This is a genomic window from Parafrigoribacterium soli, from assembly GCF_040227235.1.
GTDB lineage: Bacteria > Actinomycetota > Actinomycetes > Actinomycetales > Microbacteriaceae > Parafrigoribacterium_A > Parafrigoribacterium_A soli.
On sequence record NZ_JBELNZ010000001.1, the window covers coordinates 91,154 to 116,405 of the forward strand.

21 protein-coding genes and 2 tRNA genes are annotated in these 25,252 nt (G+C 67.2%); 11 read left to right on the plus strand and 12 right to left on the minus strand.

Going from position 1 to position 25,252, the window contains the following annotated elements:
• The first annotated feature begins 25 nt into the window (after positions 1–25).
• The 4 genes from valS to ABUA37_RS00455 all read left to right on the plus strand — a co-directional run bounded on the left by valS (position 26) and on the right by ABUA37_RS00455 (position 5,870).
• Complete coding sequence (gene valS, locus ABUA37_RS00440) at positions 26–2,593, plus strand: valine--tRNA ligase (RefSeq protein WP_349897134.1); 2,568 nt, start codon at positions 26–28, stop codon at positions 2,591–2,593.
• Complete coding sequence (locus tag ABUA37_RS00445; protein ID WP_349897135.1) at positions 2,594–3,175, plus strand: hypothetical protein; 582 nt, start codon at positions 2,594–2,596, stop codon at positions 3,173–3,175.
• A gap of 53 nt (positions 3,176–3,228) precedes the next feature.
• Positions 3,229–3,504, plus strand: coding sequence for a hypothetical protein (locus tag ABUA37_RS00450; protein WP_349897136.1), 276 nt, complete (start codon positions 3,229–3,231; stop codon positions 3,502–3,504).
• A 326-nt stretch (positions 3,505–3,830) separates the two neighbouring features.
• Entirely contained in the window at positions 3,831–5,870 is a 2,040-nt protein-coding gene (locus ABUA37_RS00455; protein WP_349897865.1) for a M3 family metallopeptidase, read from the plus strand.
• On the opposite strand, the gene ABUA37_RS00460 is transcribed toward ABUA37_RS00455, so the two are convergent.
• Together ABUA37_RS00460 and clpX are read right to left on the minus strand one after the other, a co-directional pair.
• Positions 5,863–7,038 (minus strand): benzoate/H(+) symporter BenE family transporter, encoded by a 1,176-nt coding sequence (locus tag ABUA37_RS00460; RefSeq protein ID WP_349897866.1) that lies wholly within the window; start codon positions 7,036–7,038, stop codon positions 5,863–5,865. The two genes, ABUA37_RS00455 and ABUA37_RS00460, sit on opposite strands and share 8 nt — an antisense overlap.
• Positions 7,039–7,073: 35 nt before the next feature.
• Complete coding sequence (clpX, locus tag ABUA37_RS00465) at positions 7,074–8,351, minus strand: ATP-dependent Clp protease ATP-binding subunit ClpX (protein ID WP_349897137.1); 1,278 nt, start codon at positions 8,349–8,351, stop codon at positions 7,074–7,076.
• A gap of 263 nt (positions 8,352–8,614) precedes the next feature.
• Here clpX and ABUA37_RS00470 point away from each other — a divergent pair, with 263 nt between their 5' ends.
• The 3 genes from ABUA37_RS00470 to ABUA37_RS00480 all read left to right on the plus strand — a co-directional run bounded on the left by ABUA37_RS00470 (position 8,615) and on the right by ABUA37_RS00480 (position 10,666).
• Positions 8,615–9,235: a hypothetical protein gene (locus tag ABUA37_RS00470; protein WP_349897138.1), complete on the plus strand. Its 621-nt coding sequence runs from the start codon at positions 8,615–8,617 to the stop codon at positions 9,233–9,235.
• Positions 9,236–9,365: 130 nt separating this feature from the next.
• A complete protein-coding gene (locus ABUA37_RS00475) occupies positions 9,366–10,067 on the plus strand; it encodes a YcnI family copper-binding membrane protein (RefSeq protein ID WP_349897139.1) in 702 nt (233 codons plus the stop codon).
• Positions 10,064–10,666: a copper resistance CopC family protein gene (locus ABUA37_RS00480; protein ID WP_349897140.1), complete on the plus strand. Its 603-nt coding sequence runs from the start codon at positions 10,064–10,066 to the stop codon at positions 10,664–10,666. Before ABUA37_RS00475 ends, ABUA37_RS00480 begins: the two co-directional genes overlap by 4 nt.
• A gap of 114 nt (positions 10,667–10,780) precedes the next feature.
• Here ABUA37_RS00480 and ABUA37_RS00485 read toward each other — a convergent pair whose 3' ends face one another.
• The 5 genes from ABUA37_RS00485 to ABUA37_RS00505 all read right to left on the minus strand — a co-directional run bounded on the left by ABUA37_RS00485 (position 10,781) and on the right by ABUA37_RS00505 (position 14,998).
• Entirely contained in the window at positions 10,781–11,449 is a 669-nt protein-coding gene (locus tag ABUA37_RS00485; RefSeq protein ID WP_349897141.1) for an ATP-dependent Clp protease proteolytic subunit, read from the minus strand.
• 10 nt (positions 11,450–11,459) lie between these two features.
• Positions 11,460–12,074: an ATP-dependent Clp protease proteolytic subunit gene (locus tag ABUA37_RS00490; RefSeq protein WP_349897142.1), complete on the minus strand. Its 615-nt coding sequence runs from the start codon at positions 12,072–12,074 to the stop codon at positions 11,460–11,462.
• Between the two features lie 86 nt (positions 12,075–12,160).
• Positions 12,161–13,363, minus strand: coding sequence for a trans-sulfuration enzyme family protein (locus tag ABUA37_RS00495; protein WP_349897143.1), 1,203 nt, complete (start codon positions 13,361–13,363; stop codon positions 12,161–12,163).
• Between the two features lie 130 nt (positions 13,364–13,493).
• Entirely contained in the window at positions 13,494–14,852 is a 1,359-nt protein-coding gene (gene tig / locus ABUA37_RS00500; protein ID WP_349897144.1) for a trigger factor, read from the minus strand.
• A 72-nt stretch (positions 14,853–14,924) separates the two neighbouring features.
• Positions 14,925–14,998 (minus strand) — tRNA-Pro (locus ABUA37_RS00505).
• Positions 14,999–15,159: 161 nt separating this feature from the next.
• On the opposite strand from ABUA37_RS00505, the gene ABUA37_RS00510 reads away from it, so the two are divergent.
• The 3 genes from ABUA37_RS00510 (at position 15,160) to ABUA37_RS00520 (ending at position 19,611) form a co-directional block, all read left to right on the plus strand.
• Positions 15,160–15,233 (plus strand) — tRNA-Gly (locus tag ABUA37_RS00510).
• A 152-nt stretch (positions 15,234–15,385) separates the two neighbouring features.
• The gene (locus ABUA37_RS00515; protein WP_349897145.1) at positions 15,386–15,664 is read left to right on the plus strand and encodes a DUF2510 domain-containing protein; all 279 of its coding nucleotides are present in this window, start codon (positions 15,386–15,388) and stop codon (positions 15,662–15,664) included.
• A gap of 137 nt (positions 15,665–15,801) precedes the next feature.
• On the plus strand, positions 15,802–19,611 hold the full coding sequence (locus ABUA37_RS00520) for an SCO7613 C-terminal domain-containing membrane protein (RefSeq protein ID WP_349897146.1): 3,810 nt from the start codon (positions 15,802–15,804) through the stop codon (positions 19,609–19,611).
• A 30-nt stretch (positions 19,612–19,641) separates the two neighbouring features.
• Here ABUA37_RS00520 and ABUA37_RS00525 read toward each other — a convergent pair whose 3' ends face one another.
• From ABUA37_RS00525 to ABUA37_RS00535, 3 genes are all read right to left on the minus strand, one after another.
• Complete coding sequence (locus ABUA37_RS00525) at positions 19,642–20,289, minus strand: response regulator transcription factor (protein WP_349897147.1); 648 nt, start codon at positions 20,287–20,289, stop codon at positions 19,642–19,644.
• A gap of 21 nt (positions 20,290–20,310) precedes the next feature.
• Positions 20,311–21,705, minus strand: coding sequence for a sensor histidine kinase (locus tag ABUA37_RS00530; RefSeq protein WP_349897148.1), 1,395 nt, complete (start codon positions 21,703–21,705; stop codon positions 20,311–20,313).
• Positions 21,706–21,822: 117 nt separating this feature from the next.
• Complete coding sequence (locus ABUA37_RS00535; RefSeq protein WP_349897149.1) at positions 21,823–22,803, minus strand: Fpg/Nei family DNA glycosylase; 981 nt, start codon at positions 22,801–22,803, stop codon at positions 21,823–21,825.
• A 206-nt stretch (positions 22,804–23,009) separates the two neighbouring features.
• Between ABUA37_RS00535 and ABUA37_RS00540 the strand changes: the two genes are divergently transcribed.
• Positions 23,010–24,095 carry a DivIVA domain-containing protein gene (locus tag ABUA37_RS00540; protein WP_349897150.1) on the plus strand — a complete coding sequence of 362 codons (1,086 nt, stop codon included), beginning with the start codon at positions 23,010–23,012 and terminating at the stop codon, positions 24,093–24,095.
• Positions 24,096–24,114: 19 nt separating this feature from the next.
• Here the strand turns inward: ABUA37_RS00540 and ABUA37_RS00545 are convergent, their stop codons facing one another.
• Together ABUA37_RS00545 and ABUA37_RS00550 are read right to left on the minus strand one after the other, a co-directional pair.
• A complete protein-coding gene (locus tag ABUA37_RS00545; RefSeq protein WP_349897151.1) occupies positions 24,115–24,600 on the minus strand; it encodes a ribose-5-phosphate isomerase in 486 nt (161 codons plus the stop codon).
• Between the two features lie 41 nt (positions 24,601–24,641).
• Positions 24,642–25,223 carry a hypothetical protein gene (locus ABUA37_RS00550; protein WP_349897152.1) on the minus strand — a complete coding sequence of 194 codons (582 nt, stop codon included), beginning with the start codon at positions 25,221–25,223 and terminating at the stop codon, positions 24,642–24,644.
• Positions 25,224–25,252: the final 29 nt, after the last annotated feature.

A 25,252-nucleotide genomic window follows, 5' to 3' on the forward strand; every position in this document is an offset into this window, starting at 1 on the left:
CGTGCCGTCAGCCACGCCAGCCCCCATGCCCGACAAGCCGGCCCTCGAGGGGCTCGAAGCCAAGTGGGGCGACATCTGGGAGACCGACGGCACCTACCGTTTCGATCGTGACTCGGCCACGCGCGAGAATGTCTACTCCATCGACACCCCACCACCGACCGCATCCGGCTCGCTGCACATCGGCCACGTCTTCAGCTACACCCACATGGACCTCATCGCCAGGTATCAGCGGATGCGCGGGCGAGACATCTTCTATCCGATGGGCTGGGACGACAACGGCCTGCCCACCGAGCGTCGGGTGCAGAACTACTACGGGGTGCGCTGCGACCCGAGCCTGCCCTACGTCGAGGGCTACACTCCCCCGCTCGAGGGCGGCTCGAACGCGAGCAGCAAGGCCGCCGACCAGGTGCCCATCTCCCGCCGCAACTTCATCGAGCTGTGCGAAAGGCTCACAGCAGAAGACGAGAAGCAGTTCGAAGACGTCTGGCGGATGCTCGGCCTCTCCGTCGACTGGACCCAGAGCTATCGCACCATCGGGGCCGAGGCGCAGACAGCTGCACAGCGCGCGTTCCTGCGCAACCTCGCCCGCGGCGAGGCCTATCAGGCGGATGCGCCGACGCTGTGGGACGTGACGTTCCGCACCGCCGTGGCGCAGGCCGAGCTCGAAGACAAGGAGATGCCGGGCGCATACCACCGGGTTGCGTTCCACGGGCCGAAGTCGGATGTGCACATCGAGACCACGCGGCCGGAACTGCTGCCGGCCTGCGTGGCGCTTGTCGCGCATCCGGATGACGAGCGCTACCAGCACCTCTTCGGTACGACCGTGCGCACGCCGCTCTTCGACGTCGAAGTGCCCGTGCTCGCGCATCACCTCGCGCAGAAGGACAAGGGTTCCGGCATCGCGATGATCTGCACCTTCGGTGACGTGACCGACGTGATCTGGTGGCGCGAACTCGACCTCCCCACCCGCAGCATCATCGGCCGCGACGGTCGCATCATCGCGGAGGCACCGGAGGCGATCACGGGCGATGGTCCGACCGCGGCCTACGCGGAACTCGCCGGCAAGACCGTGTTCTCGGCCAAGCAGGCCGTCGTCGAGCTGCTGCGCGGCAGCGGCGAGCTCATCGGCGACCCGAAGCCCATCACGCACCCGGTGAAGTTCTTCGAGAAGGGCGACAAGCCGCTCGAGATCGTCTCGACGCTGCAGTGGTACATCGCGAACGGTGCGCGCGACGAGAAGCTGCGCGCGACCATGATCGAACGCGGCCGCGAGGTGAACTTCACGCCGGAGTTCATGCGCGTGCGCTACGACAACTGGGTCGGCGGTCTCACCGGCGACTGGCTCGTTTCGCGCCAGCGCTTCTTCGGCGTGCCGCTGCCGGTGTGGTACGAGCTCGACGCGAACGGCGAGCGTGGCGCCGTCATCGTGCCGGGCGAGGACGCGCTGCCCGTCGATCCGTCGTCGGATGCAGCCCCAGGGTACGACGAGAGCCAGCGTGGAGTGCCCGGCGGCTTCGAGGGCGAGGTGGACATCATGGACACCTGGGCCACCTCGAGCCTCACCCCGCAGATCGCGGGCGGCTGGGAAAGCGACCCCGAGCTGTTCTCGCTCGTGTTCCCATACTCGCTGCGCTCACAGGGGCAGGACATCATCCGCACCTGGCTGTTCTCGACGATGCTGCGCGCGCAACTCGAGAGCGACACCATCCCGTGGAAGAACGCGGGCATCAGCGGCTTCATCGTCGACCCCGACCGCAAGAAGATGTCGAAGTCGAAGGGCAACGTCGTCACCCCGGCAGCCATGCTCGAGCAGCACGGTTCGGATGCGGTGCGCTACTGGGCCGCGTCGTCGAGACTCGGAACCGACGCCGCCTTCGATCCGCAGAACCCGACGCAGATCAAGATCGGGCGACGCCTCGCGATCAAGATCCTCAACGCCGCAAAGTTCGTGTACTCCTTCCCTGAAACCGTCGAAGGGCCCGCCACGGTCCCTGAGCTCCTCGAAGGGCATCCACTCGACGCCGACCTGCTCGCCGAGCTCGGCGCCGTCGTGCGCACCGCGACGAAGGCGTTCGAGGAATACGACCACGCCAGGGCCCTCGAGGCGACCGAACAGTTCTTCTGGACCTTCTGCGACGACTACCTGGAACTCGTGAAAGAGCGCGCGTACGGCGCTGACACGCCAGAGGGCCAGGGCTCGGCGACTCACACGCTGCGCACCGCCGTGGACGTGATGCTGAGGCTCTTCGCGCCGTTCCTGCCGTTCGCCACAGAAGAGGTGTGGTCGTGGACCCACTCGGGTTCGGTGCACCAGGCCGCGTGGCCGGATGCGCCGAGCGAGGCCGCGGCCGCCGGCCTGCTGCCCGCCGTGAGCGCCGCCCTGATCGGGATCCGTCGCGCCAAAACGGATGCCAAGGCGTCGCAGAAGACCCCCGTGATCTCGGCCACGCTGCACGCGCCGGCCGCCCAGCTGACGCTGATAGAACGGGCGGTGGACGATCTCAAGGCCGTGGGCAAAATCACCGAGCTCACGCTCGTCGAGGGCGCAGAGATCGCGGTCTCCGATGTGGTGTTCGAGGAACAGGTGGAATAAATGCGCAAGCCGCTCGCGCTCGTGACGATTGCTGTGATCAGCCTCGCGCTGGTCGCGTGCGGCACGTCTGCGCCGCCGAAGGCCGCACCGAGCTCGAGTCCGACGCCAACGGCATCGGCCACGCCGAGCGCGCCGCCGCCCGCGAAGCAGGCGCAACCGACGCGCACCCGGCCACTGCCTTTGCTCACTGACCCGGACATCCTCGCGTATTGCCCAGATGAGCCCGCCGTGCACTTCGACGGCAAGGCCAGCGACGTCACGAAGATCTTGGTCTGCACCTCGGTGCCTTCAGCGAACGGCACGACCGAGAGCGCAAGTCTGGTCAACTTCGGCGCCGACGCCCTGTTGTCGGCGTATAGCGCGGCGGACGCCAAGGTCACCAAGGATCCGTGCGTCCGTGTCGCCAGGGACCCGCTACTGATCTGGATCACGCGGTCAGACGGCGCGACGCATCCGGTGTACGCGCCAGTCGATCCCTGCGGCTACCCGAGCAGCGCGGCCGTGGCCGCGTATCAGGCCCTCGGACTGCAGATTCTCTGGGAAGCCGACCTCGACGCGAACGGTACTCCCGTCTCGCCGTAATCGGTTCGCGCTATCGAGCCACAACCACCCCCTATCCCGAACAGGAGCAGCGCATGCAGTTGGGCACCAGATGGCGCGTAGGCACCGAGGCACCGCCTCGTCTTCCGGATGCGGTGCTGGACGCGGTGCGCGCGGTCGAGTCCGAGTTGCGCGACGCCGTCCCCGGCAGCGCAGAGTGGCGGTGGACACTCACCTGGCTGGAGGGCCGGCCCGTGGTCGAACTCGACGACGGTACCGTCATCCGCCTCGACCCGGTCACAGGCGCGGCGACGGTCACGGCGTGGTCGGAGGAGAGCAGCCCCGATGAGGGCGGCCCGAAGAGTGAATAGCCTTGCACAGGAGGTGGCGCTAGGACGCCGTGTGCGTTTATTCGTGCATTTCGGGTAGCTGCCTCACCGGGGCCGGCTGGGTACGCGAACGACCGCTCGCGAAGTCTCGGTGGTCACGCTCTCGCTGGTCAACGAAAGGCTGGATATCGCCGGAGGGGTAGCGGCGATGGACGCGCGGCCAGGTGCTCCATCCGCTGGGTGGGCGGGATGCGGCGCTGGCCTAGGGAGATTATGGCATGGCCCGGCGACATCGGATCGCATGTTTCGCCGGTCCCATGACCGCCGGGTGCGAAACACAGTCCTAGGCTTGGGGAGTGCCTTCCGTGATGCCGCTCGAACCGGCCGACGCCAACCCCTTCTTCGAGCGCAGCACGCTCCCCTACGAACTGCCGCCCTTCGCGTCGATTCGTGACGAGCACTACCGACCCGCCTTCGAACGCGGCATAGCCGAGCAGTTGAACGAGATAGCGGCGATCACCGCGCAGGATGCCGAGCCGACCCTCGAGAACACGCTCCTGCCGCTTGAGCGCTCCGGCCAGCTACTCGATCGGGTGACCACCGTCTTCTTCAATCGAAGCTCTGCCGACAGCAGCGAGTTCAGCGAGCAATTCGAGGAGGAATTCGCGCCCGTGCTCGCGGCGCACGCCGACGCCATCCTGCTCGACGCGAAGCTGTACGCCCGCATCCGCGCGGTGCACCAAGCGAGAGGCGGGCTGGATGCTCAGGCTCGCTACCTCGTCGAACGGTGCTTCACCGAGTTCACCCATGCCGGCGCGGCGCTCGGCGAGGACGATAAGGCGAGGCTGCGCGAGTACAACCAGCGGCTGTCGACACTCACCACCCGGTTCGAGAAGAACCTCCTGGCAGACACGAACGAGCTGGCCGTGGTCGTCGAGGACGTCCGCGAGCTCGACGGGCTGGGCGCTGGCGAGCTCTCCGCCGCGGCCGAGGCGGCGCGGCAACGAGGCCTCGACGGAAAGTACCTGATCGGCCTCGTGCTGCCGACCGGGCATCCGTATCTCGCCACACTCAGCAATCGTGAGCTGCGAGAGCGCATCATGGCGGCTTCGCGCTCGCGCGGTGCTCGCGGAGGCGCACACGACAATCGGGAACTCGTGCTGGAGATCACCCAGCTGCGAGCCGAACGCGCGCGCCTGCTCGGCTTCGCAAGCCACGCCGAGTACGTGACGAGTGATGAGACGGCCGGCACGCCGGAGGCCGTCGCCTCGATGCTCGAGAGCCTCGCTCCGATCGCCGCCAGGAATGCCCGGGCGGAACAGCAGGAACTGCGGGAGGTCCCCGGCGCACCGGAGAACATCACGTCCTCGGACTGGGCCTTTCTCACCGAGAAGGTGCGGCTCGCGAAGTACGACGTCGACACGAGCGAACTTCGGCCTTATTTCGAGGCCGAGCGCGTGTTGCGGAACGGGGTCTTCTTCGCCGCCGAGCGGCTCTACGGCATCACCTTCACCGAGCGCACCGACCTCGTCGCCTATCATCCGGATGCTCGCGTGTTCGAGGTGAGCAACGAGGATGGCTCCCCCGTCGGCCTCTACGTGCTCGACCTCTACACCCGCGATTCCAAGCGCGGCGGAGCGTGGATGAACCCGCTCGTCTCGCAGAGTGAGCTGCTCGACTCCCCCGTGGTCGTCGTGAACAACCTCAACGTGCCGAAGCCCGCGGCGGGCGACCCCACGCTGCTGAGCTACGACGAGGTGAACACCCTCTTCCACGAGTTCGGGCACGCGCTGCACGGCCTCTTCGCCCGGGTGCGTTACCCGCGATTCGCCGGCACCAGCGTGCACCGCGATTTCGTCGAGTTCCCCAGCCAGGTCAACGAGATGTGGATGCTGTGGCCCGAGGTGCTGTCGAATTACGCCGTGCACTTCGAGACCGGTGAGCCGCTGCCCGAGGCCGTCGTCGAGAAGCTGCGGGCCTCATCCGCGTTCAACGAGGGATTCGCCACGAGCGAGTACCTCGGTGCGGCCCTGCTCGACCAGGCCTGGCACCGCATCACGGCCGATGAGCAGATCACCGACGTCGGTGCCTTCGAGGCGCAGGCACTCGCCGCGGCCGGTCTCGACAATCCCGCCATCCCGCCGCGCTATTCGAGTGGCTACTTCGCGCACACCTTCTCCGGCGGATACGACGCGGGCTACTACTCCTACATCTGGAGCGAGGTGCTGGATGCCGACACGGTCGAGTGGTTCAAGGAGAACGGCGGGCTCACCCGCGAGAACGGCGATCGGTTCAGAACGCTGCTGCTCGGCGTCGGCGGTTCGAAGGACCCACTCGAGGCCTACCGCGACTTCCGCGGCCGGGACGCGGTGATCGAGCCGCTGTTGAAGCGCCGGGGGCTCAGCTAGCCGGTGTGCGCACGGGGTGCGCTTCGCGGCGCCCGCCGAGCCACAGCATGAAGGCGGCCCCCACGAGGAGTCCCCAGAAGGCCGAACCGATGCCGACGATCGTGATCTCCGACGCGGTCACCAGGAAGGTCGCGATCGCTGTGACGCGGTGCCTCGCGTCTTCGAGCGCCGTCGTGATCGAGGTGATGAGGGCGCCGAGAACCGCGAGCCCGGCGACGGCCACGATGAGGATCGGCGGTGATGCCGCGACGAGTGCGGTGGCGACACCGGCGCCGAGGCCGAGCGCCAGGTACAGGATGCCGGCCGTCACTGTGGCTATCCAGCGCTTTGATTTGTCGGGCGAGGCCTCGGGGCTCGCCATGATCGCCGCGGTGATGGCGGCCAGGTTGATCACGTGACCGCCGAACAGCGCACCGGCCGCCGAGAGCACCCCGGAGGCGACGAGCGGCGGGGCAGGCGGCGTCTCGTAGCCGTAGGTGGACATCACGACGAAACCGGGCACGTTCTGGCCCGCCATCGTCACGATGAACAGCGGGAGTCCGAGGCTCACGATCACGAGTGGATCGAACACCGGAGCCACGAAGCTGAGCTGCGGTGCGATCACCGCGCTCTGCAGCCATCCGGTTCCCGCCGAGACAATGATGACGACCGTGGCGACCAGCATCGCGCCGGGTACCGCCCACCGCGGCGCCACTCGGTACAGTACGAACCAGGTGACCACGATCGGGAGGCCGAGCAGGGGGTACTGGATCGACGCGGTTACCGGGGCGATGCAGATCGGGAGCAGGATGCCCGCGAGCATCGCGCTGGCGATCGGCTTGGGAATGCGCGTGATCGCTCGCCCGAGTGCGGGCCAGAGACCGCACAGCACGATGAGCAGCGCGCAGACGAGGAACGCACCCACGGCTGCGGCAAAGTTCGCGTGATTCTGGCCGGCCGCCACGAGCAGCGCGGCACCCGGCGTCGACCAGGCGAAGGAGATCGGCATTCGGTAACGCCAGGCGAGCACGATCGAGGCGATGCCCACGGTAAGGCACAGCACGAGTAGTCCGGATGACGCCTGCAGCTGCGAGGCACCCACGGCCTGCAGACCCGCGATGACGAGCGCGAACGAGGTGGCAAAGCCGGAGATCGCGGCGACGACGCCCGCGGTGATGGGCTGAAAGATGTGCTGGAACTTTCGGCTAGTGAGCGCGCTGCGGTCTAGGCGGACTTCTCGTGGCGCACGGGGCGACGAGGCACGATCGTGGGTGCCGCGTTCTCGATGACCGCCTGCTTCGTGACGATCACGCGGGCGACATCCTCGGTGGACGGCACCTCGAACATAATTGGGCCGAGCACCTCCTCCATGATCGCGCGCAGGCCGCGCGCGCCGGTCTGGCGCAGCACGGCGAGGTCGGCGATGGCCTCGAGCGCATCCTGCTCGAACTCGAGTTCGACGTTGTCGATCTCGAACATGCGCTGGTACTGGCGCACGAGCGCGTTCTTCGGCTTGGTGAGGATCTCCATGAGCGCGATCTGGTCGAGCGGGGTCACGGTGGTGACCACGGGGAGACGACCGATGAACTCCGGGATGAGCCCGAACTTGTGCAGGTCTTCCGGGAGCACCTCTCCGAAGAGGTTCACGTCGTCGCCCTTGCTGTGCAGCGGGGCGCCGAAGCCGATACCCTTCTTGCCCGCGCGATTCGAGATGATCTCCTCAAGCCCCGCAAAGGCGCCGGCGACGATGAACAGCACGTTCGTCGTGTCGACCTGGATGAACTCCTGATGCGGATGCTTGCGCCCGCCCTGCGGCGGAACCGAGGCGACCGTGCCCTCGAGGATCTTCAGCAGTGCCTGCTGCACACCCTCGCCGGAGACGTCTCGCGTGATCGAGGGGTTCTCGGCCTTGCGGGCGATCTTGTCGATCTCGTCGATGTAGATGATGCCGGTCTCGGCACGCTTGACGTCGTAGTCGGCGGCCTGGATGAGCTTCAGCAGGATGTTCTCGACGTCTTCGCCGACGTAGCCCGCCTCGGTCAGGGCCGTGGCATCCGCGACCGCGAAGGGCACATTGAGCCGCTTGGCGAGGGTCTGGGCGAGGTAGGTCTTGCCGCAGCCGGTCGGACCGATGAGCAGGATGTTGGACTTGGCGATCTCGACATCGTCGATCACGGCATCCGCCGCACCGATGGTGTTGCGTGCCCGGATGCGCTTGTAGTGGTTGTACACCGCGACAGACAGCGCCTTCTTGGCCGCCTCCTGCCCGATTACGTACTCCTCGAGGAAGCTGTAGATCTCCTTGGGCTTCGGGAGCTCGAATTCGCTCGAGGTCTCTTCGCCGGCCTCTGCCAGTCGCTCCTCGATGATCTCATTGCAGAGCTCTACGCACTCATCGCAGATGTACACGCCTGGACCGGCGATGAGTTGCTGTACCTGCTTCTGGCTCTTGCCGCAGAAGGAGCATTTGAGTAGATCGGCGCTCTCGCCTATACGGGCCATGCTCGGCCTCCTCCTGGTCGGGATCCCCATCGTCGCGGATCATAAAACTGTGCGGCGCTCTCGGACTCCGCTGTGCTCTTTTACGAGCCTAACCCGAGCCAGCGACGCGAACGCGCATCGTACGCAAATGCTACGCGGCGTGCCGCAATCGATGGCGAGCACCAAACCGGTTCCGTCCGCGCCCCGAATGGTCTTTCGGCGCGGGTGTTTGCCGCGACATAGACTACTCACGCAGGATCGTTTCGGTACAGCAGGGAGCAGCGATGGCCACACGCTGGGCACGCGTTGCCCGCGGCCTGGTCGCTGCGGGGCTCTCGCTCTTCGTTGCCGCGTTCTGCCACATCGCCTCCGGCGGCCTGACACCGACCCTGTTCGCACTCGTATCCTGCTTCGTCATCTCGTCCTTCGTGTGCGTGGCGCTGTCGGGCAAGCGGCTCTCGCTGCCCAAGCTGAGTGCCTCTGTCGTCCTCAGCCAATTCCTGTTCCACAGCGTGTTCAGCCTCTGGACCGCAGCGCCCAGTGGGTTCGCGCATGCTGGGCACGTGCACGGCGACGTGTTCGCCTTCACTCCGCTTTCGCCCGTCGTCCCCGCCGATGCTGGCATGTGGTTCGCTCACCTCGCCGCGGCGGCGGTGACCATCGCGGCGCTGCGGCGAGGCGAGTCGGCGTTCTGGGGGCTGCTGAGGCTCGCGCGGCTCCGGTTCGCCCGACTGTCGATGCGCTCCCTGTTCTCGATGCTTGCTCTCGCGCGCGCGACGAGCACGCCGCACCCGATCGCGCCGGTCGAACGGGTACTGCCGCTGCGTGACCTCGTTCTCCTGCACACCTCCTCGGATCATCGCGGGCCGCCGTCGCGAGCCGTTCTCGCACTCGCAGCGGTTTAGCACCGTTCAGCGAGCCGTCTCCGGTCGCCACGATCGGAGTCCCTTCACGTCGCCTTTGCGCGGCCATCCCGACGCGGCTTCACCGCGCACCAACCACAAACTCAGCAACGAATCTAAGGACCATCACGCAATGAAGAAGAAACTCTTCGCAACGCTCGCTGTCGCGGCGGGCAGCATCCTCGCCGTCGCCGTGCCGCTCTCCGCGAGTGCTCACGTCACGATCACACCGGGCGCCGCCGCGCCGGGCTCCTATGCCCTCATCACGTTCAAGGTGCCGAATGAATCGGAGACGGCGGCGACCAACAGGATCGAGGTGGACATCCCGAGCGACACGCCATTCTTGAGTGTCAGCTACGTTCCGGTGGCCGGGTGGACAGCCGACCTCGTCACAGAGACCCTGCCGAAACCCGTCAAGGTCGGCGGCAACGAACTCAAGCGGGCGGTGACGAAGATCATCTGGACCGCACAGCCCGGGCACGAGATCACGGCGGGACAGCTGCAGCTGTTCCCGGTGTCGGTTGCCGTTCCCGACACGGGCAAGGTCACGCTGAAGACCCTGCAGGGCTACAGCGACGGCAGCACGGTCAGCTGGTCCGGCACGACCGAGAAGGCCGAGCATCCGGCTCCTGTGCTCTACGTCAACGATGAGGCGCCCACCGCACACGGTGCCGCGACCTCGCCCAGCGTGAGCGCCACCGAGGTTCCCACACCCGCCAGCGCAGCATCCGGCAGCGACGTCGTGGCCCGGGGCCTCGGCATCGGAGGCCTCGTGCTCGGTGCGATCGGCCTCGTGCTCGGCGTCGTCGCCCTCCGTCGCGGAGGCACCCGGTGAATCGCCTGCTCGCGGCGTGCATAGCGCTGCTCGTGGCATGCGGCGCCGTGCTCGTCGTGAGCAGTCCCGCCCAGGCCCACAACCAGCTCGTGCAGTCGACGCCGAAAGCCGGCGAGACGCTCACGGTGCTGCCGGCGAGGTTCTCGGTCATCACGAATGATGTGCTGCTCAACCTCCGCCAGGGGCACGGCTTCGGCCTGCAGGTGAAGGATGCGAACGGCCTGTACTACGGGGACGGCTGTGTCACGGTCGACGGCCCGGGCATCTCGACGCAGGCCGCGCTCGGGAAGCCGGGGAAGTACACCGTGATCTGGCAGGTCATTTCGACCGACAGTCACACGGCGTTCGGCGAATTCGACTTCACCTGGCAGCCGTCGTCAGCGGATGCCCCGATCAGCAAAGGTTCGAAGACCCCGCCGGACTGCCACGGCACTCTCAAGCCGAATGCCACGGACCAGAGCACGACGGCTCCCGAGTCGCGCGCGGCGGCGGACAGCGAGCGAACGAGCGCCGTGCTGTGGATAGGCGGCGCCGTGCTCGCGGTCGGGCTCGCGGTCGGCGCGACACTGCTGCTGACCGGCAGAAAGAAGCCGGAATAACAGACGCCGGCCGAGTAGCGCGCGACGAACGAGCCCGCGTATCGAGACCCACCTGCGAGTTACCTCGTGGGGGCCTCGATACGCGGGCTCGCTTTGGTGAACCCGGCGTGGTCGTTACTTGGTGATCGCCGGCAGGTTCTTGCGGCTCGTCAGCACCTGGTCGACCAGGCCGTACTCGAGCGCTTGCTCGCCGCTCAGGATGTTGTCGCGATCGATGTCCTTGTTGACCTGCTCGGGCGTGCGGTTCGAGTGACGCGAGAGCGTCTCCTCGAGCCACAGGCGCATCCGCTGGATCTCCTGGGCCTGGATCGCGATGTCCGAGGCCTGGCTCGAGCCCTCAGAACCCGCTGCGGGCTGGTGGATCAGGATGCGGGCGTTCGGCAGTGCGAGTCGCTTGCCGGGCGTGCCAGCGGCGAGAATGACCGCCGCGGCCGAGGCGGCCTGACCGAGCACGACGGTCTGGATCTGCGGCCGCACGTACTGCATCGTGTCGTAGATCGCCGTCATCGCGGTGAACGAGCCACCGGGCGAGTTGATGTACATGACGATGTCGCGGTCTGGGTCCTGGCTCTCGAGCACGAGGAGCTGGGCCATCACGTCGTCGGCCGAGGCGTCGTCGATCTGCACGCCGAGGAAGATGATGCGATCCTCGAACAGCTTCGCGTACGGGTCCTGGCGCTTGTAGCCGTAGGCCGTGCGCTCCTCGAATGTCGGCAGGATGTAACGGGCCTCAGCCGCGGGGGCCAGGCCGCCTGCGGGGCGATTGAATCCGGTGAATTCCATGGTCAAGTCCCTACTTCTTCGCCGCGTCGGCTTCAGAGATGTTGTCGTCGGTGCCGCCGCCGCCGACCACGTCGGAGGCGAACTCGCGCAGGTGGTCCACGAAGCCGTAGTCGAGCGCCTCACGGGCGTTGAACCAGTTGTCGCGGTCCGCGTCGAGGAGGATCTGCTCGACCGACTTGCCGGTCTGCTCTGCCGTCAGCTCGGCCATCCGCTGCTTCATGTCGAGGATGACCTTGGCCTGGGTCTGGATGTCGGCCGCGGTTCCGCCGAAACCGCCGGACGGCTGGTGCAGCAGCACTCGCGCGTTCGGGGTGATGTAGCGCTTGCCCTTGGTGCCGGACGAGAGCAGGAACTGCCCCATCGACGCCGCAAGGCCGATACCCACCGTGACGATGTCGTTCGGCACGAACTTCATCGTGTCGTAGATCGCCATGCCCGCGGTGATCGAGCCGCCGGGCGAGTTGATGTACAGGAAGATGTCACGCTTCGGGTCCTCCGCTGCGAGCAGAAGGATCTTCGCGCAGATCTCGTTGGCGTTGTCGTCCCGCACCTCTGAGCCAAGCCAGATGATGCGGTCCTTGAGGAGTTGGTCAAAGATACTGCTGACCAATGCCGGTTGGGCCATTGTCGCGCTCCGTTTCAGTTATCGCTTGGTTCGAATCTATCGGAGCGACTGAGCCCGTTCGGGCGTGTTCGCCCTCGGCAGATTAGCTAGGCGAAGGTGGCGTCGAGGGCCGCGCCAAGGTCCGCGATGAGGTCGTCCGGGTCCTCGAGTCCCACCGAGAAGCGCAGGTGGCCGAGCGTTCGAAAACCGTCGGGGTAGTAGGCGACGCGCGGCCCGCTCGTACCCACGTGCACGATGAGCGACTCGTCGTGGCCGAGCGAAACCGCGGACGTGATCACCCTGAGGTTCGAGACGAAGCGATTCTGCACATCCGAGTCGCCCTCGACGGCGAAGGCCATCATGCCGCCGGCGCCGTGCGGCAGGATGCGCTGGGCGAGTTCGTGCTGCGGATGCGATGCGACACCCGGGTAGTAGAGGTACGCCACCCGCGGGTCGGCCTCGAGAAACTCGGCCACGCGCTGGGCACTCTCCACGTGCTGGCGCAGCCGCAGCGGCAGCGTCACGGAGCCCCGCATGATGAGCCAGGCATTGAACGGGCTGATCACTCCCCCGACGTCGACCATGGCATCCGCCTTGATCCTGCCAATCAGCTCGGCCGAGCCGATGACCGAACCACCCATCGCGTCGCCGTGGCCGTTGATGTACTTGGTGAGCGAGTGGATGACGAGGTCGGCGCCATCGTCGAGCGGCCGGCTGATCGGCGGCGGCGTGAAGGTCGAGTCGATGCTGAGGAGCACGCCGGCCGCGTGGGCGATCTCGGCGAGGGCGGCGACATCCGCGAGTCTCGTCGTGGGGTTCGCGATCACCTCGGTGTGCACGAGCACGGTGTTCGGGCGGATGGCCGCGCGAACCGAGTCGAGGTCGGAGGTGTCGACGAAGGTGGCTTCGATTCCGTAGCGCTCCGGAAGGAGTTCATTGAATAGGCGAAAGCTCGCCTCGTAGGTCTGGTCGGCGATGACGACGTGGTCGCCGCTCTTCAGCAGTGTGAAGAAGACCGCGTGCAGTGCCGCGACTCCGCTCGCGAGGGCGACCGCGTCCTCGCCACCGTCGAGCAGCGCGAGCTTCTGCTGCAGGTGCTTCTGGTTCGTTCCGCCGTTGCGCGTGTAGATCGTGTGCTCGGACGAGGACCAGCTGATCGAGCTCGGGTCCTCGGGCAGCGCGTACGAATTCGCGAGGATGAGCGGGGTGCGCACGGCGCCGCTGCCCGGGTCGATCACATTGCCGGCGTGCACCGCCTGCGTCAGCGGTCGGAGGGTGATGGGGTCATGCTTATCGGGACGCGCGCTCATGCTTCAACGGTAGGCCCCGCGCAGGGTCCATGACGTCGCGGTGCCGTCCGCACAGAGAAAAAGGGCCAATCCGTGCGGTATGGGCCAACGTTTCGGCCCGGATCGCACGAATTGACCCAGTTTCGAATGTCTAGTGGCTGTGACCCTCGTGGTCGTGGTCGTGGCCCTCGTGGTCGCCCGCGTCGGCCTCGACGAAGTTCTCGTCGTCTTCGAGCACACCGGCCGTGAAGGACGACAGGTCGACATCCTTACCCTTGCTGTCGACGACCTTCGCCTTGCTGAGCACGACGGCGAGCGCCTTGCCGCGGGCGATCTCGCCGATCATGCCGGGGATCTGACCGTTCTGGTCGAGCACCTTGATGAACTCGCCGGGCTCCATGTTGTACTGGGCTGCGCCCTGCACGAGGTACTGGGTGAGCTCGTCCTGGCTCACCTTGATCTCCTCCTGCTCGGCGATGACGTCGAGCAGAATCTGGCTGCGGAATGTCTTCTCGCTCGACTCGGTGACCTCGGCGCGGTGCACATCGTCTTCGAGGCGGTTCTCGTTCTCAAGGTGACGGTGCACCTCGTCGAGCACGAGCTGCTCCGGAACCGGGATGTCGAGGGATTCAAGCAGCTTGTCCACGACCTGGTCGCGCGCCTGGGTGCCCTGCTGGAAGACCTTGGACTTGCCGAGCTGCTCGCGCACATCGGCCTTCAGTTCGTCGATCGTGTCGAACTGGCTCGCGATCTGGGCGAACTCGTCATCGGCCGCGGGAAGCTCGCGCTCCTTGACCGCCGTGAGCTTCACGGTGATCTGGGCCTTCTCGCCCTCGTGGTCGCCACCGAGCAGAGCGGATTCAAACGTCGTCGTCTCGCCCGCGGTGAGCGAGTCGAGCGCCTCGTCGATACCCTCGATGAGTTCGCCTGAGCCGATCTCGTAGGAGATGGCGTTCGCGGTGTCGACCTCTTCGCCCGCGATCTCGGCCACGAGGTCGAGCTGGGCGAAGTCGCCCGTCTTCGCGGGGCGGTCCACGGTGATGAGGGTGCCGAAGCGGCTGCGCAGGTTCTGCAGCTCGGTCTCGACCTCGTCATCCGTCACCTCGACAGCGTCGACGGTGAGCTTGAGGCCATCGAGCTTCGGCACGGTGAACTCGGGGCGAACGTCGACCTCGACGGTGACCTCGAGGTCTCCGCTGAAGTCCTTCACGTTCGGCAGGCCAACGATGTCGGCCTCCGGGCGACCGAGCGGACGGAGCTTCTGCTCGTCGACCGCCTGGCGGTAGAACTTGTCGAGCCCATCGCTGACCGCGTGGTTCAGCACCTCTTCACGGCCGACGCGCTGGTCGATGATGGGCGCGGGAACCTTGCCCTTGCGGAAGCCCGGAATGGTGATGGACTCCGCGATGTGGCTGTAGGCGTGATCGACGCTGGGCTTCAATTCCTCCGGCGTGACCGCGATGCTCAGTTTCACGCGGGTGGGGCTGAGCTTCTCGACGGTGGTCTTCACGTTGTGCTTCTCCTGTTTGTTGTCGTGCCGTGCTCGTCGTGCACCGCGGTTGTCCTGTGCACTGCTGTTCTGTCGGGGCGACAGGATTCGAACCTGCGGCCTCTCGGTCCCAAACCGAGCGCTCTACCAAGCTGAGCTACGCCCCGGGATTCCGTCGAACTGCCGATACATGGGGGTTCGGGAACGGGTGTCAGCCGCGCCCGAAAATCGGCCTCGGCAAGTCTAGCTGAGTTGGCGGTATCGCCCGAGCATCCGCCGCTTCTGTATTAGGCTGACTACCGCGCAAGCGGCCGCAGGGCATTGCTGCGGGGATGTAGCTCAATGGTAGAGCCTCAGTCTTCCAAACTGATCACGCGGGTTCGATTCCCGTCATCCCCTCCACGTTCGCAGAGCGAACACTAACTACCCCCCAATTGGGGACAGCAGACCGCCTGGTTTGTCCTCTATTCTGAGGACACCGCACCCGAAGCGGCCTCCGCGGTAGGCCAATGTCGCACCCGAATGCCCAGCGGCAGGGCACCTGCAGGATAAACATGTCCATTGCTTTCGCCCCCGAAGCAAACCGTTCATTTGTCACCGAAATCGCCCCCGAGACGGAATTCGATGCCGATGCGGCCTTCGCGAACGACCTCAGGGTCGCCCGCGAACCGCAGCCGGTCGTCGTAGCCCCCTTTGGCTGGTACCCCGACCCCGCAGGCAGCCCGATGCTTCGCTGGTGGAATGGAACTGCCTGGACCAATCGTCTTGAACCGGCGCGTCCGGAACTGCAGCCTGCCGCTGGGTATTCGACTCAGAATCTGCTGACCCGCTAAACACACTGGCGCCCGCCGGTCCGCTCCCCCACGGGGCGGCGAGCGTCACTGTTCTCCACAGACCGCGTCCCTCCCCCCGGCGACGTGCGTACTCCCCGCTAGTCTGAGCCCGACGAGTTCAGGGGAGATTCAGTGCCATGGCCGATACCGACGCCGATTTCACTCGCTACGCCGGTCGCGTCTCGTTCCCGCGAACGCCGGATGACCTCACCAACACCGCGATCTGCCCCGCCTGTCTCCATCCGCTGACGAGCAGGGTGTGCGCGGTCTGCGCGCTCGATCTCAATCATCCGGCCGCCGCCGAACTCTTCCAGGTTTCGACGGATGCCGCTGCCGTGCTCAAGTCGCGGATCTCGCTGATCGGTCGCATCCGTTTCGAGACCGCGCGCCTCATCGAGCAGCAGGCAGCAGAGCGCGGTGCGGACGCCGCCATATCGGTCCCCGCCGCGTTCCCCGCGCCCACACTCCCCTTAGCAACGAGCCCCGCACCCGCCGCCGCCGCCGCGGCGCTCACGCCCGACCGAGGCGCTCCACGCCGGTCGAGCGTGCAGCTGGTCATGCTCATCGTGGGCGTCTCGCTCCTGTCGATCGCGGCGATCTTCTTCCTGGTGTTCGCGTTCATTACCTACGGGCTGCTCGTTCGCAGCCTCATCATCGGCGGCATCACGATCGCCGCGATCGTGACCTCCTCCGTGCTGAACAGCCGCAGACTGCACTCCACCGCCGAGGGGATTGCCGTCTTCGCCGCGATCCTCGTCTATCTCGACGCCTTCGCGGTGCGCGCGAACGACCTGGCGGGTCTCGCCTCCGCCGAGAGCGCGAGCTACTGGGGCACCGCCCTCGTGGCGTCGGCAGTCGCGTTCGTGCTGTGGCACCGTGCCTCCGGGTTACGGGTACCGAACGTCGTGGGTTTCGCCGCGCTCGCTCCGGGACTCGGCCTGCTGGTCGGCGGGCTGGCCGTTGGGCTCGACACCCCCGCCCGCTACTTCGCCGCGTTTGCCGCCGCCGGGGCCGCGGGGCTCGCCCATCCGTTTGCCCGCACAGCGGTGACGAGCGTTGCGAGGCACACTGAGGTCGTTGTTCTCCTGACGATGTCGTCGTTCGCCCTCGTCTGCGCGTCCTTCACGGCGTTCGTCGTGCAACCACAGAACGAGTCGGCTGCGGCGATCGCCCTCATCATGGTCGCCCTCATCGGTGCCGCCGAGGTGGTCATCACGGTGCGTGTCGCAACGTCTCTCCTCGCACGAGCCTTCGCCGCTGTCGCCTCGAGCATCGGCGCCGTTGCGGCGGCAATGACCGGCACGGCCGTCTCGATGCGCATGGGCGAGAGTGAGACGCTGCTGTTCTGGCCGGTGCTGGTGGCCACCATCGTCGCGCTCGCGCTGGAGGCTCTGGCACGCCGCGCCGCCCGTACGCCGTATTCGGTCGCCGCCGTGACGGCCGCGATTTCCGCGGGCGCCGTTGCCGCGCTGGGACTTGTCATTGCGGCCGGGCTCGCCATTGCCGTGGCGCTCGGCCTGGCAAGCTCAGGTCCGGCGAACCCGTGGAGCATGGCGGCGTGGCGCACGGCGGCCGAGCGGAGCACCCTCTTCGAGCTGACACTCGCCGGGCTCGCGCTCGTCGTTGCCCTCACGGCGGCAAGTTGGGCTGCCGCTGGCCTCCTCAGGCGACGGGGTCCGATTCTGCTCTGGGCCTTCGGAGCACTCGTCGTGCTCGCCGTTCCCCTTCTCGAGTCGCTGTGGCTGATCGTCTCCGGCTGGTTCCTGGTCGCGATCATCGCTCTCCTCCTCTTGATCGCCTCGGGGCGAACGGTGAACGCGCGCGGTACGCTGCGGCTTCCGATCGCCGCCGCGGGCGCGGCGGCCGCGGCGCTCGCGTACTCGGCGTCGTGGCTCAGCATCGACAGCTGGGGAGCGGCCACGCTGGCCAGCATCCTGCTGCTTATCGGTGCCCGCTTCGTTCCGGATGCGGCAGCCCGGATTCCGCGCGCCGCCCTGCTGGGTTGCGCCGCGATCCTCGCGATCGTGGGTGCCGCGGCGCTCGCACACCAGCTCGGCGGCGATGCGTCGAGCTGGCACTCCTCGATCAACGCGCTCCGCTTCGTCGGCATCCTCGGGGTGCTGCTCCTCGGCGCCGCTCTCCTGCCTGCACCTGCGGCCCCGGAGTCCGGCGCGAGCCTGTCGGCGCTCGACAGGCGCGTGCTGTTCTGGCTTGCCGCGCCGACAACGCTCATCAGCTCGGGCGCCGCGGCAATCGCGTTGAACGATCGATCCTCCGAGACCACTGCGAGCGGACTGTTGCTGCCGGAACACGGGACCAGCCTCATCCTCGCGCTCATGGTTCTCGCGGTGCTGCTTCCCTGGGCCACCGGTGCGCGAGCGGCTTCGCTGCGTGCCGAGCGGGCACTCGCCTCGCTCGCGATCGCGCCCGTGACCTATTGGGTGGTCGACTCCTTCGCCACCACCGCACAGCTGCCGCAAGACTCTCGCCACGCGACCCCGATCGTTGCATCGCTGCTCGTGGCGGTCGGATCCCTCGTCGTTGCAGTGCGGCGCGGCAACAGCTCCTCGCGGTGGTTCCGGGAACTGGGCATCGCCGTCGTCGCCGTTCCCGGGGTGCTCTTCACCGTGATCGGTGGCGATCTGATCGCGTGGTTTGTGCTGCTCATCGCGGCCGTGACCGCGCTCATCCTCGCCGTCAGTCCCGACGGCCTGTTTGCCTCGACGTCACGCCGCAGACACCTCGGCTGGCTCGCCGTCGTGCTCGCGACCGCGGGGCTCTGGCTGCGTCTCAGTAACGAGCGCGTCACGGCCATCGAGGCATACGTGCTTCCCGTCGCGGCGGTGCTGCTCGTGGTCGGCGCGCTCATCTGGAACTCCGCCCGCTCGCGCGGAACGCACAGCACCGTGGCTCCTCTCGTATGCCTCGGTGGCCTGCTCGTCGCCATCCTTCCGATTGCCGCGGAGTCCGCGACGGGACCGGTACTGCGCGCCTACTTGATCGGCGTCATCTCGGCGATGCTGCTGCTCGTCGCGACATTCAGCGCCCGCAGCGGCGGCCTGCGGCCCTACCTTGCGGCAGTCGCGCTCGCGGGCGCCCTCGGAGTACTCGTCACGAGCATCGGGCGCTCCTACTTCCTCGTCGTAGAGGGGGGCACCGCAGACGGGAGGCTCGAATTCTGGATCGGCAGCTGTCTGGTCATCCTCACCGCCGCCGCGTTCGGGGTCGTGCGCAGCGACGCGGATACCCCGAGGGCGGTGAGAGCTCGCGAGCTGGCCTCACGCATCCTTGTCGTGGTCGCCATGACCGTCGTGCTCGCCTTCGAAGCCGCGAACCTCGCGTCCACCGGTCTGGGTCTCGCTCGGGCGTTCCTCACCCTCGTGCTGTTCCTCGCGATCTACCTCACGGGCGCGCTCCGGGGTCGAGCGCCCCTCGATGGTGCGGTCGGCTGGATTGCGCTCGGTTACGCTGCCGCAATCGGGTTCCTCGCCATCGTGACCGGTGCGATTGACCCGCTCGAGTTCGCCACCGTGCCCATCGCGCTCGCGCTGATCGCCGATGGCGCGGTGCGGCTGGCGGAGGATCCACGGGTGCGCAGCTGGGCAGCACTCGGCCCGGGCCTGGCCGTTCTGCTCGTTCCGTCACTGCTCGCGAGCGCCGAGGATCGTCCGCTCTGGCGGCTCGTCGGACTCGGCGTGGTTGCGGTGTCCGTGCTCATCGCTGGCGCGGTGCGCAGGCTCCAGGCACCGTTCATCGTGGGCGCCGTCGTCGCACTCGTCCACGGCATCGCGACATTTTCCACCGAGATCCGGATCGCCTACGAGTCGCTTCCCTGGTGGCTGTGGCTCGGCATCGGGGGCGTGCTGCTCATCGCGATCGCCGCGCGCTACGAGAGGCGCATCAAGAACCTCAGGGACGTCGCGCTGCGGATCGCTTCGCTGCGCTGAGCTGCAGCGCAGCGAACCGCGGGACGTCGTTCAGCGCTGCAGCCAGGTGAGCACGGCGAGAACGCGGCGGTGATCGTTGCCGGAGTCGTCGAGCCCGAGCTTCTGGAAGATGGCGGTGACGTTCTTCTCCACCGCACCGACCCCGATGAACAATTCGGAGGCGATGGCGCCGTTCGTGCGCCCCTCGGCCATCGCGACGAGCACCTCACGTTCGCGCGGGGTGAGGGTCTCGAGCGGATCGTGCCTGCGACCCACGAGTTGCGCGACGACCTCGGGGTCGAGCACCGTTCCACCCGCGGCGATGCGGTCGATCGCGTCCCTCACCTCATCGAGCGAGGCGACGCGATCCTTCAGCAGGTAGCCGATCCCTCCGCTGCCGGATGACAGCAGCTCCTGCGCATAGGCAACCTCGACGTACTGCGACAGCAAGAGGATGCCGAGCCTCGGCATCAGTTGCCTGGCCCGGATCGCGGCGCGCACGCCTTCGTCGCGGAAGGTCGGCGGCATTCTGACGTCGAGAACGGCGAGATCGGGCGCAAGCGACTCGAGATCCGCGAGCAGCACCTCGGCATCCGGATAGGAGCCGACGACGTCCACCCCGGCCTCGCGCAGAACGCGGACGAGCCCTTCGCGCAGCAGCACCGAATCGTCGGCAACGACCACGCGAAGGGCACTCATGCCCCAAGCCTATGGGCCCGGCTATGAGGTCTGCGACGCGATAGCCGACGCGATCGGCAGCTGTGCGGAGATGACCGTCGGTCCACCCGCGGGGCTCTGCACGTCGAGCGTGCCGCCGATCCCCCGCAGCCTCTCGTGGAGGCCGGCAAGACCGTGGCCATCGAGAATATCCGCACCCCCGCGGCCGTCATCCGTGATGACGAGGTCCAGCCACGTCTCGTCGCTCTCCGGCGGCCGCCTGAGCGCGACGGTGACCCGGACCATCGTCGCGTCCGAGTGCTTTGCCGCGTTGGTGAGCGCCTCGCTCGCCACGAAATACGCGTTCCGCTCGATCTCCTGCGGCAGCTCTGTGCCCTCGGGCAGTTCGCTGACGATCCTGGCGGGGATCGCGCTGCGCACGGCCGCGGACTCGAGCGCGGCCACAAGCCCGCGATCCATCAGGATGGGCGGGGCAAATCCGCGAGACAGCGCACGAAGTTCCTCGAGTGCGTCTCGCGACTGCTGCATCGCCTCGCTGATGAGGGTGCGAGCCTGCCCCGGGTCGGCATCCAGCCGGCGGTCCGCCGCGGCGAGATCCATCTGCAGGCGTACCAGCCGCTGCTGCGGCCCGTCGTGGATGTCACGCTCGAGTCTGCGCAGCGAGTGCCCCTCGGCCGCGATGGCTGCCCCGCGAGACTCACTGAGGTCCGTGACCTGGCGCTGGAGCGCATCCGATCTGAAGGCACCGAGCACCCCGACGGCGATGCCATGGTGCGCGAGCGTCAAACCGCGCGTGACGAAGGGCAGCGCGGCCAGCAGGACCACGCCGAGAACGAAGCTGTACAGCGCGTCGAAGGAATCGAGACTCGAGGTGTCGCCGCGAGCGCCGAACAGCCAGGCGATCGAGCGCGCGAGTCCCCAGTTATCTGTGTCCTTGGTGATGAAACGCTCCCAGAACCAGTAGCTTAGTCCTCCGAGCGCGCCAGAGACCCACACCACGGTCACCGTCCAGCTCACGAGCGTCACGACGAAGTCGATGATCATCGTGTGCAGCAGGTACAGCCAGTAGTGACCGTTGCCGAGCACCGCCTTCAGCCAGGGGAAAAAGCCCGCCTTCGCGCGGCTGTCCTGCCATTCTGGCCTCGTCACCGCCGGACGCCCCGCCCACTCGAGTCGAACGAGCTCAAGCGTGCCGAAGCCGCGGGAGACGTACAGGGCAGCGATGATCAGGATCAGGCCGATGAAGAAGGTGACGAGGGTACCGATGCCGGCCGTGAAGAGCGTCAGCGTGACGGCATAGCCGGCCACCGCGATCGGGAGTCCGAGCAGCAGGAAGCCCAGCTCGCGCGGAACGAGCCGCCACAGCCGGAGGTAGGGATTGGAGGATCGGGCCACGCGCTCAAGCGTGGCAGAGAGTGGAGCCTCTGCGGTTGTCATGGGGAATCCTTCTGTCTGGGGTGGTGCTTCCAGCCTCGCCACCGCAGGCCGCCGCAAGAACCCGGCCACCCGGCGAATCGGACGTGGGGTTATCCCCCCTCCCGGCGCGAGCCTCGATCAGGCCTGGTCCTTCGGGCACCAGTAGAGCTTGCGCCCCGCGGCCATCTCCATGACGATGTGGGTGCCGCAGACGCGGCAGGGAAGACCCTCGCGGTGGTACACCCAGTGGCGGTCTTCTCGATTGGCCAGGGCCTTGCGCTGCGCTTCGGCGTCGAGCCCCTCCATCGTGAGCATCTGGCCCGTGCGCACTCCCACCTCCAGAAGGTGCGCCCAGTCCCGCCACAGCTCACGCACCGCCTCTTCGGGCACGAGCTTGCCGGGCGTGTGCGGGTTGAGCCGCGCACGAAACAGCAACTCGGCGCGATAGACGTTGCCGATGCCGCTGACGACCGACTGATCCATGAGCAGCAGACCGATGGGGGTCGAGGTCTTGCGCACGGCGGCGGTGAACCGTTCCTCGCCCTCCTTGTGGTCGTCAACGAGCGGATCGGGGCCGAGCTTGGCGAGGGCCGTCACGACCTGCTCGGGGGTGAGCACCTCGCAGGCGGTCGGACCGCGCAGGTCGGCGACGGCATCCGTCGTCAGCAGCCGCACTCGCACCTGCCCGACCGGGTCCGGCGGAAAGGGTGCCTCCTCCTGCGGCTGTTGGAGCGTCTCCTGCTCCGACATGCGCAGTCGCGTCCTGCGCGGGGCACCGATGCTGTGCAGCGAATCCTCGCCCGCCGAATCCACGATGGTGCCGCGCTGGTTGGTCTGGCCCATGCGGCCGTTGGCGGATGCCGTGGTCGCGTCCGCGGTGATGTCGCCCGCGAAATCCCACGCCCCGTAGAGGCCGAGGTGCACGCGCAGCGACAGTTCGTTGTCGAACTCGAGGAACAACTGTTTGCCCACCGCCCTGGACTGCACCAGACGGTGCCCGCTGAGCCTCGCGGCACCCTCGGCGAACCGGCCCTGCGGTGAGGAGACCGTGACGACCTGGCCCACGAAGTGGAGTGCGAACTGGCGGGCAATGCGGTGGACGGAATGACCTTCTGGCATGCTCACTGTTTAGCACGCACCACTGAGCTTTTTGCCGAGATCGGGGGCACGCGAGGCTCGGCCGGATCTTTCTCGGATTGAGGGCCGCGGCGCGCTATCATGACAGCCTAAGAGGGTTATCTCTTACATCGTCCGGACGCCAGCCGGGGGCCTGCATACGCGTCACACGAGGACAAGGTGCGCGCTCGAATCACGAGGAGCTTCAATTGACCGCCTACGACGACAACGTCATCGAGTTCCGCCGCGCCATCCGTGGCTACGATCCGGGCGACGTCGACCGGATCCTCGCCGAACTTAACGAGCGCGTCGAGCGCTACGAGACCGAGCGCCTGGAGAACGGCCGACTGATCCAGCGGCTCACGCGCGAACTCGCCGAGGCTCACGAGCGCTCCTCGCAGGTCAAGCCGAGCTTCGCCGAACTCGGCACCGCTTTCGAAGAGACGCTGCGCGTCGCTGAACGCCAGGCCGGGAAGATGCTGGCTGACGCAGCGGAGGAGGCTTCGGAGCGCCTGTCGAAGGCACGCGCCGAGAGCACCAGGCTGCGCACCCAGAGCACGCGCGAGAGCCAGACGATCCTCGCCGACGCGCACCAATCGGCCGAAGAGCTGCGGCTCGAGACCGAGCGTGAGGTCGCGCAGGCGCGACAGCAGGCGGCGGATGAGACGGCGAAGGCCCGCAACACCCGCACCCGCGCGGAGCGCAGCAGCGCCACCATGATCAGCCAGGCCGAGCGCCAGGTCGCGCAGATCCAGGCGGAGGCGAGCCACCAGGCGGAACTCATCAAGCGCGAGGCCGCCGAGCTGCTGCACGAAGCACAGCAGAAGCTCGTCACGACCGAGGCTCTCATTCGCGAGCAGCAGGACGAAGCCGAAACCGCTCGTGCCGCGATTCACGACGACGCCGAGCGCTACGCCCAGAAGGCGTACGCCCAGGCCGACGCGCACGTGACCGCGGCCGTGCAGCGTGCGGAAGATCTCAGCATCGAAGCCGAGTCGATCGTCGCGAATGCGTCACAACGCGCGGAGGAAGAGACCCAGAGCACGCACGCCTACTGCGAGCGGCTCGTCTCCGCCACAGTCACGCGCGCCACAGCGGTCACGCGAGACACCGACGAGTTGCTTGCCTCCATGATGATGGACGCCGAAACGCAGCTTTCCGACCTGCGCCGCCAGCAGAACGCCCTGCACCAGTACGTGCAGCGAATGCGCGCATTCTCGCTGAGCGATGAGACCGATCTGGCGCACCAGGGCCCCGAGTACACGCCGCCAGCACCGCGAGGGATCAGCGCCTAACGCCCGATCGACCTGGCGCTCAGTCGACGGGGTGACCCGCGATCGCGCCGCTGCGCTCGTACTCCGCGAGCTGGGCAATCCGCCGAACGTGGCGCTCCTCACCGGAGAACGGCGTGGCGATAAAGCAGTCGATGAACTCGATCGCCTCGGCCATGCTGTGCTGACGCGCGCCGATCGCGATGACGTTCGCGTCGTTGTGTTCCCTGGCGAGCTGCGCCGTGGCAATGCTCCAGACGAGCGCCGCGCGCGCGCCGAGCACCTTGTTGGCGGCGATCTGCTCGCCGTTGCCCGAGCCGCCGAAGACGATGCCGAGCGCCTCCGTGCCGCGCTCCTGGTCCGCGACCACGGCGCGAGCCGCCGCGATGCAGAACGAGGGGTAGTCGTCGAGCGGCTCGAAGCTCACCGGACCGTGATCGATGACCTCGTGCCCCGCATCCCTCAGGTGCTGCTGCAATTCGCGGCTGAACTCGAGACCGGCGTGATCGGTGGCGATGTGGATGCGCATGATCCCAGTCTAGAAGTGACCGAGGCACCCCTTCGCACGGCTCAGGGGCGCAGGAATCCGGTCTTCGCGAGCAGCTCGGTCTCGCGATCGGCGCCGGGCGGCGTCTCGAGTTCGGGACCGAACACGCCCATCGCGCGCCAGACATCCGCCTGTGGCACGATGTGCTCCCAGAGACCCTCGACGAGTTCGGCAGGCAGGGAGTATTCGAGCCCCAGAAGTTTCGCAATCGACCAGGCCTGGAAGGCTCGATAGGTCGCGGTGTGCTCGAAGAACTCCCCTACGGTGAAGTCGCCGTAGCTCAGGTGGGCGACACCCTGCGGGTCGTCATGCGCGAGCACAGCGCGGGTCGCCACATCGTTCAGTCGGTCATAGCTGGCAACGGCGTCGTCGCCGAGCAGGTCACCCGCGTAGCGATCACCGACCTCCTTGATCGTGCGACCGGCAAGAACGTCGGGCACCCACGCCTCATCGAAGGCGTGAGCGGCAAGGATGTCGCGGAGGGTGGGACTCTCGACCCTGCTCCAGTCCGCGGGCGCCGCGAGCGAGAGCTGGGCGGGCTGGATGCGATCGATGACGGAGCGCAACGCGGCATCCGCCTGAAGGAACAACTGTTTCTGCTTCATCGCCGCACGGTAGCACCGACAGGCGACAG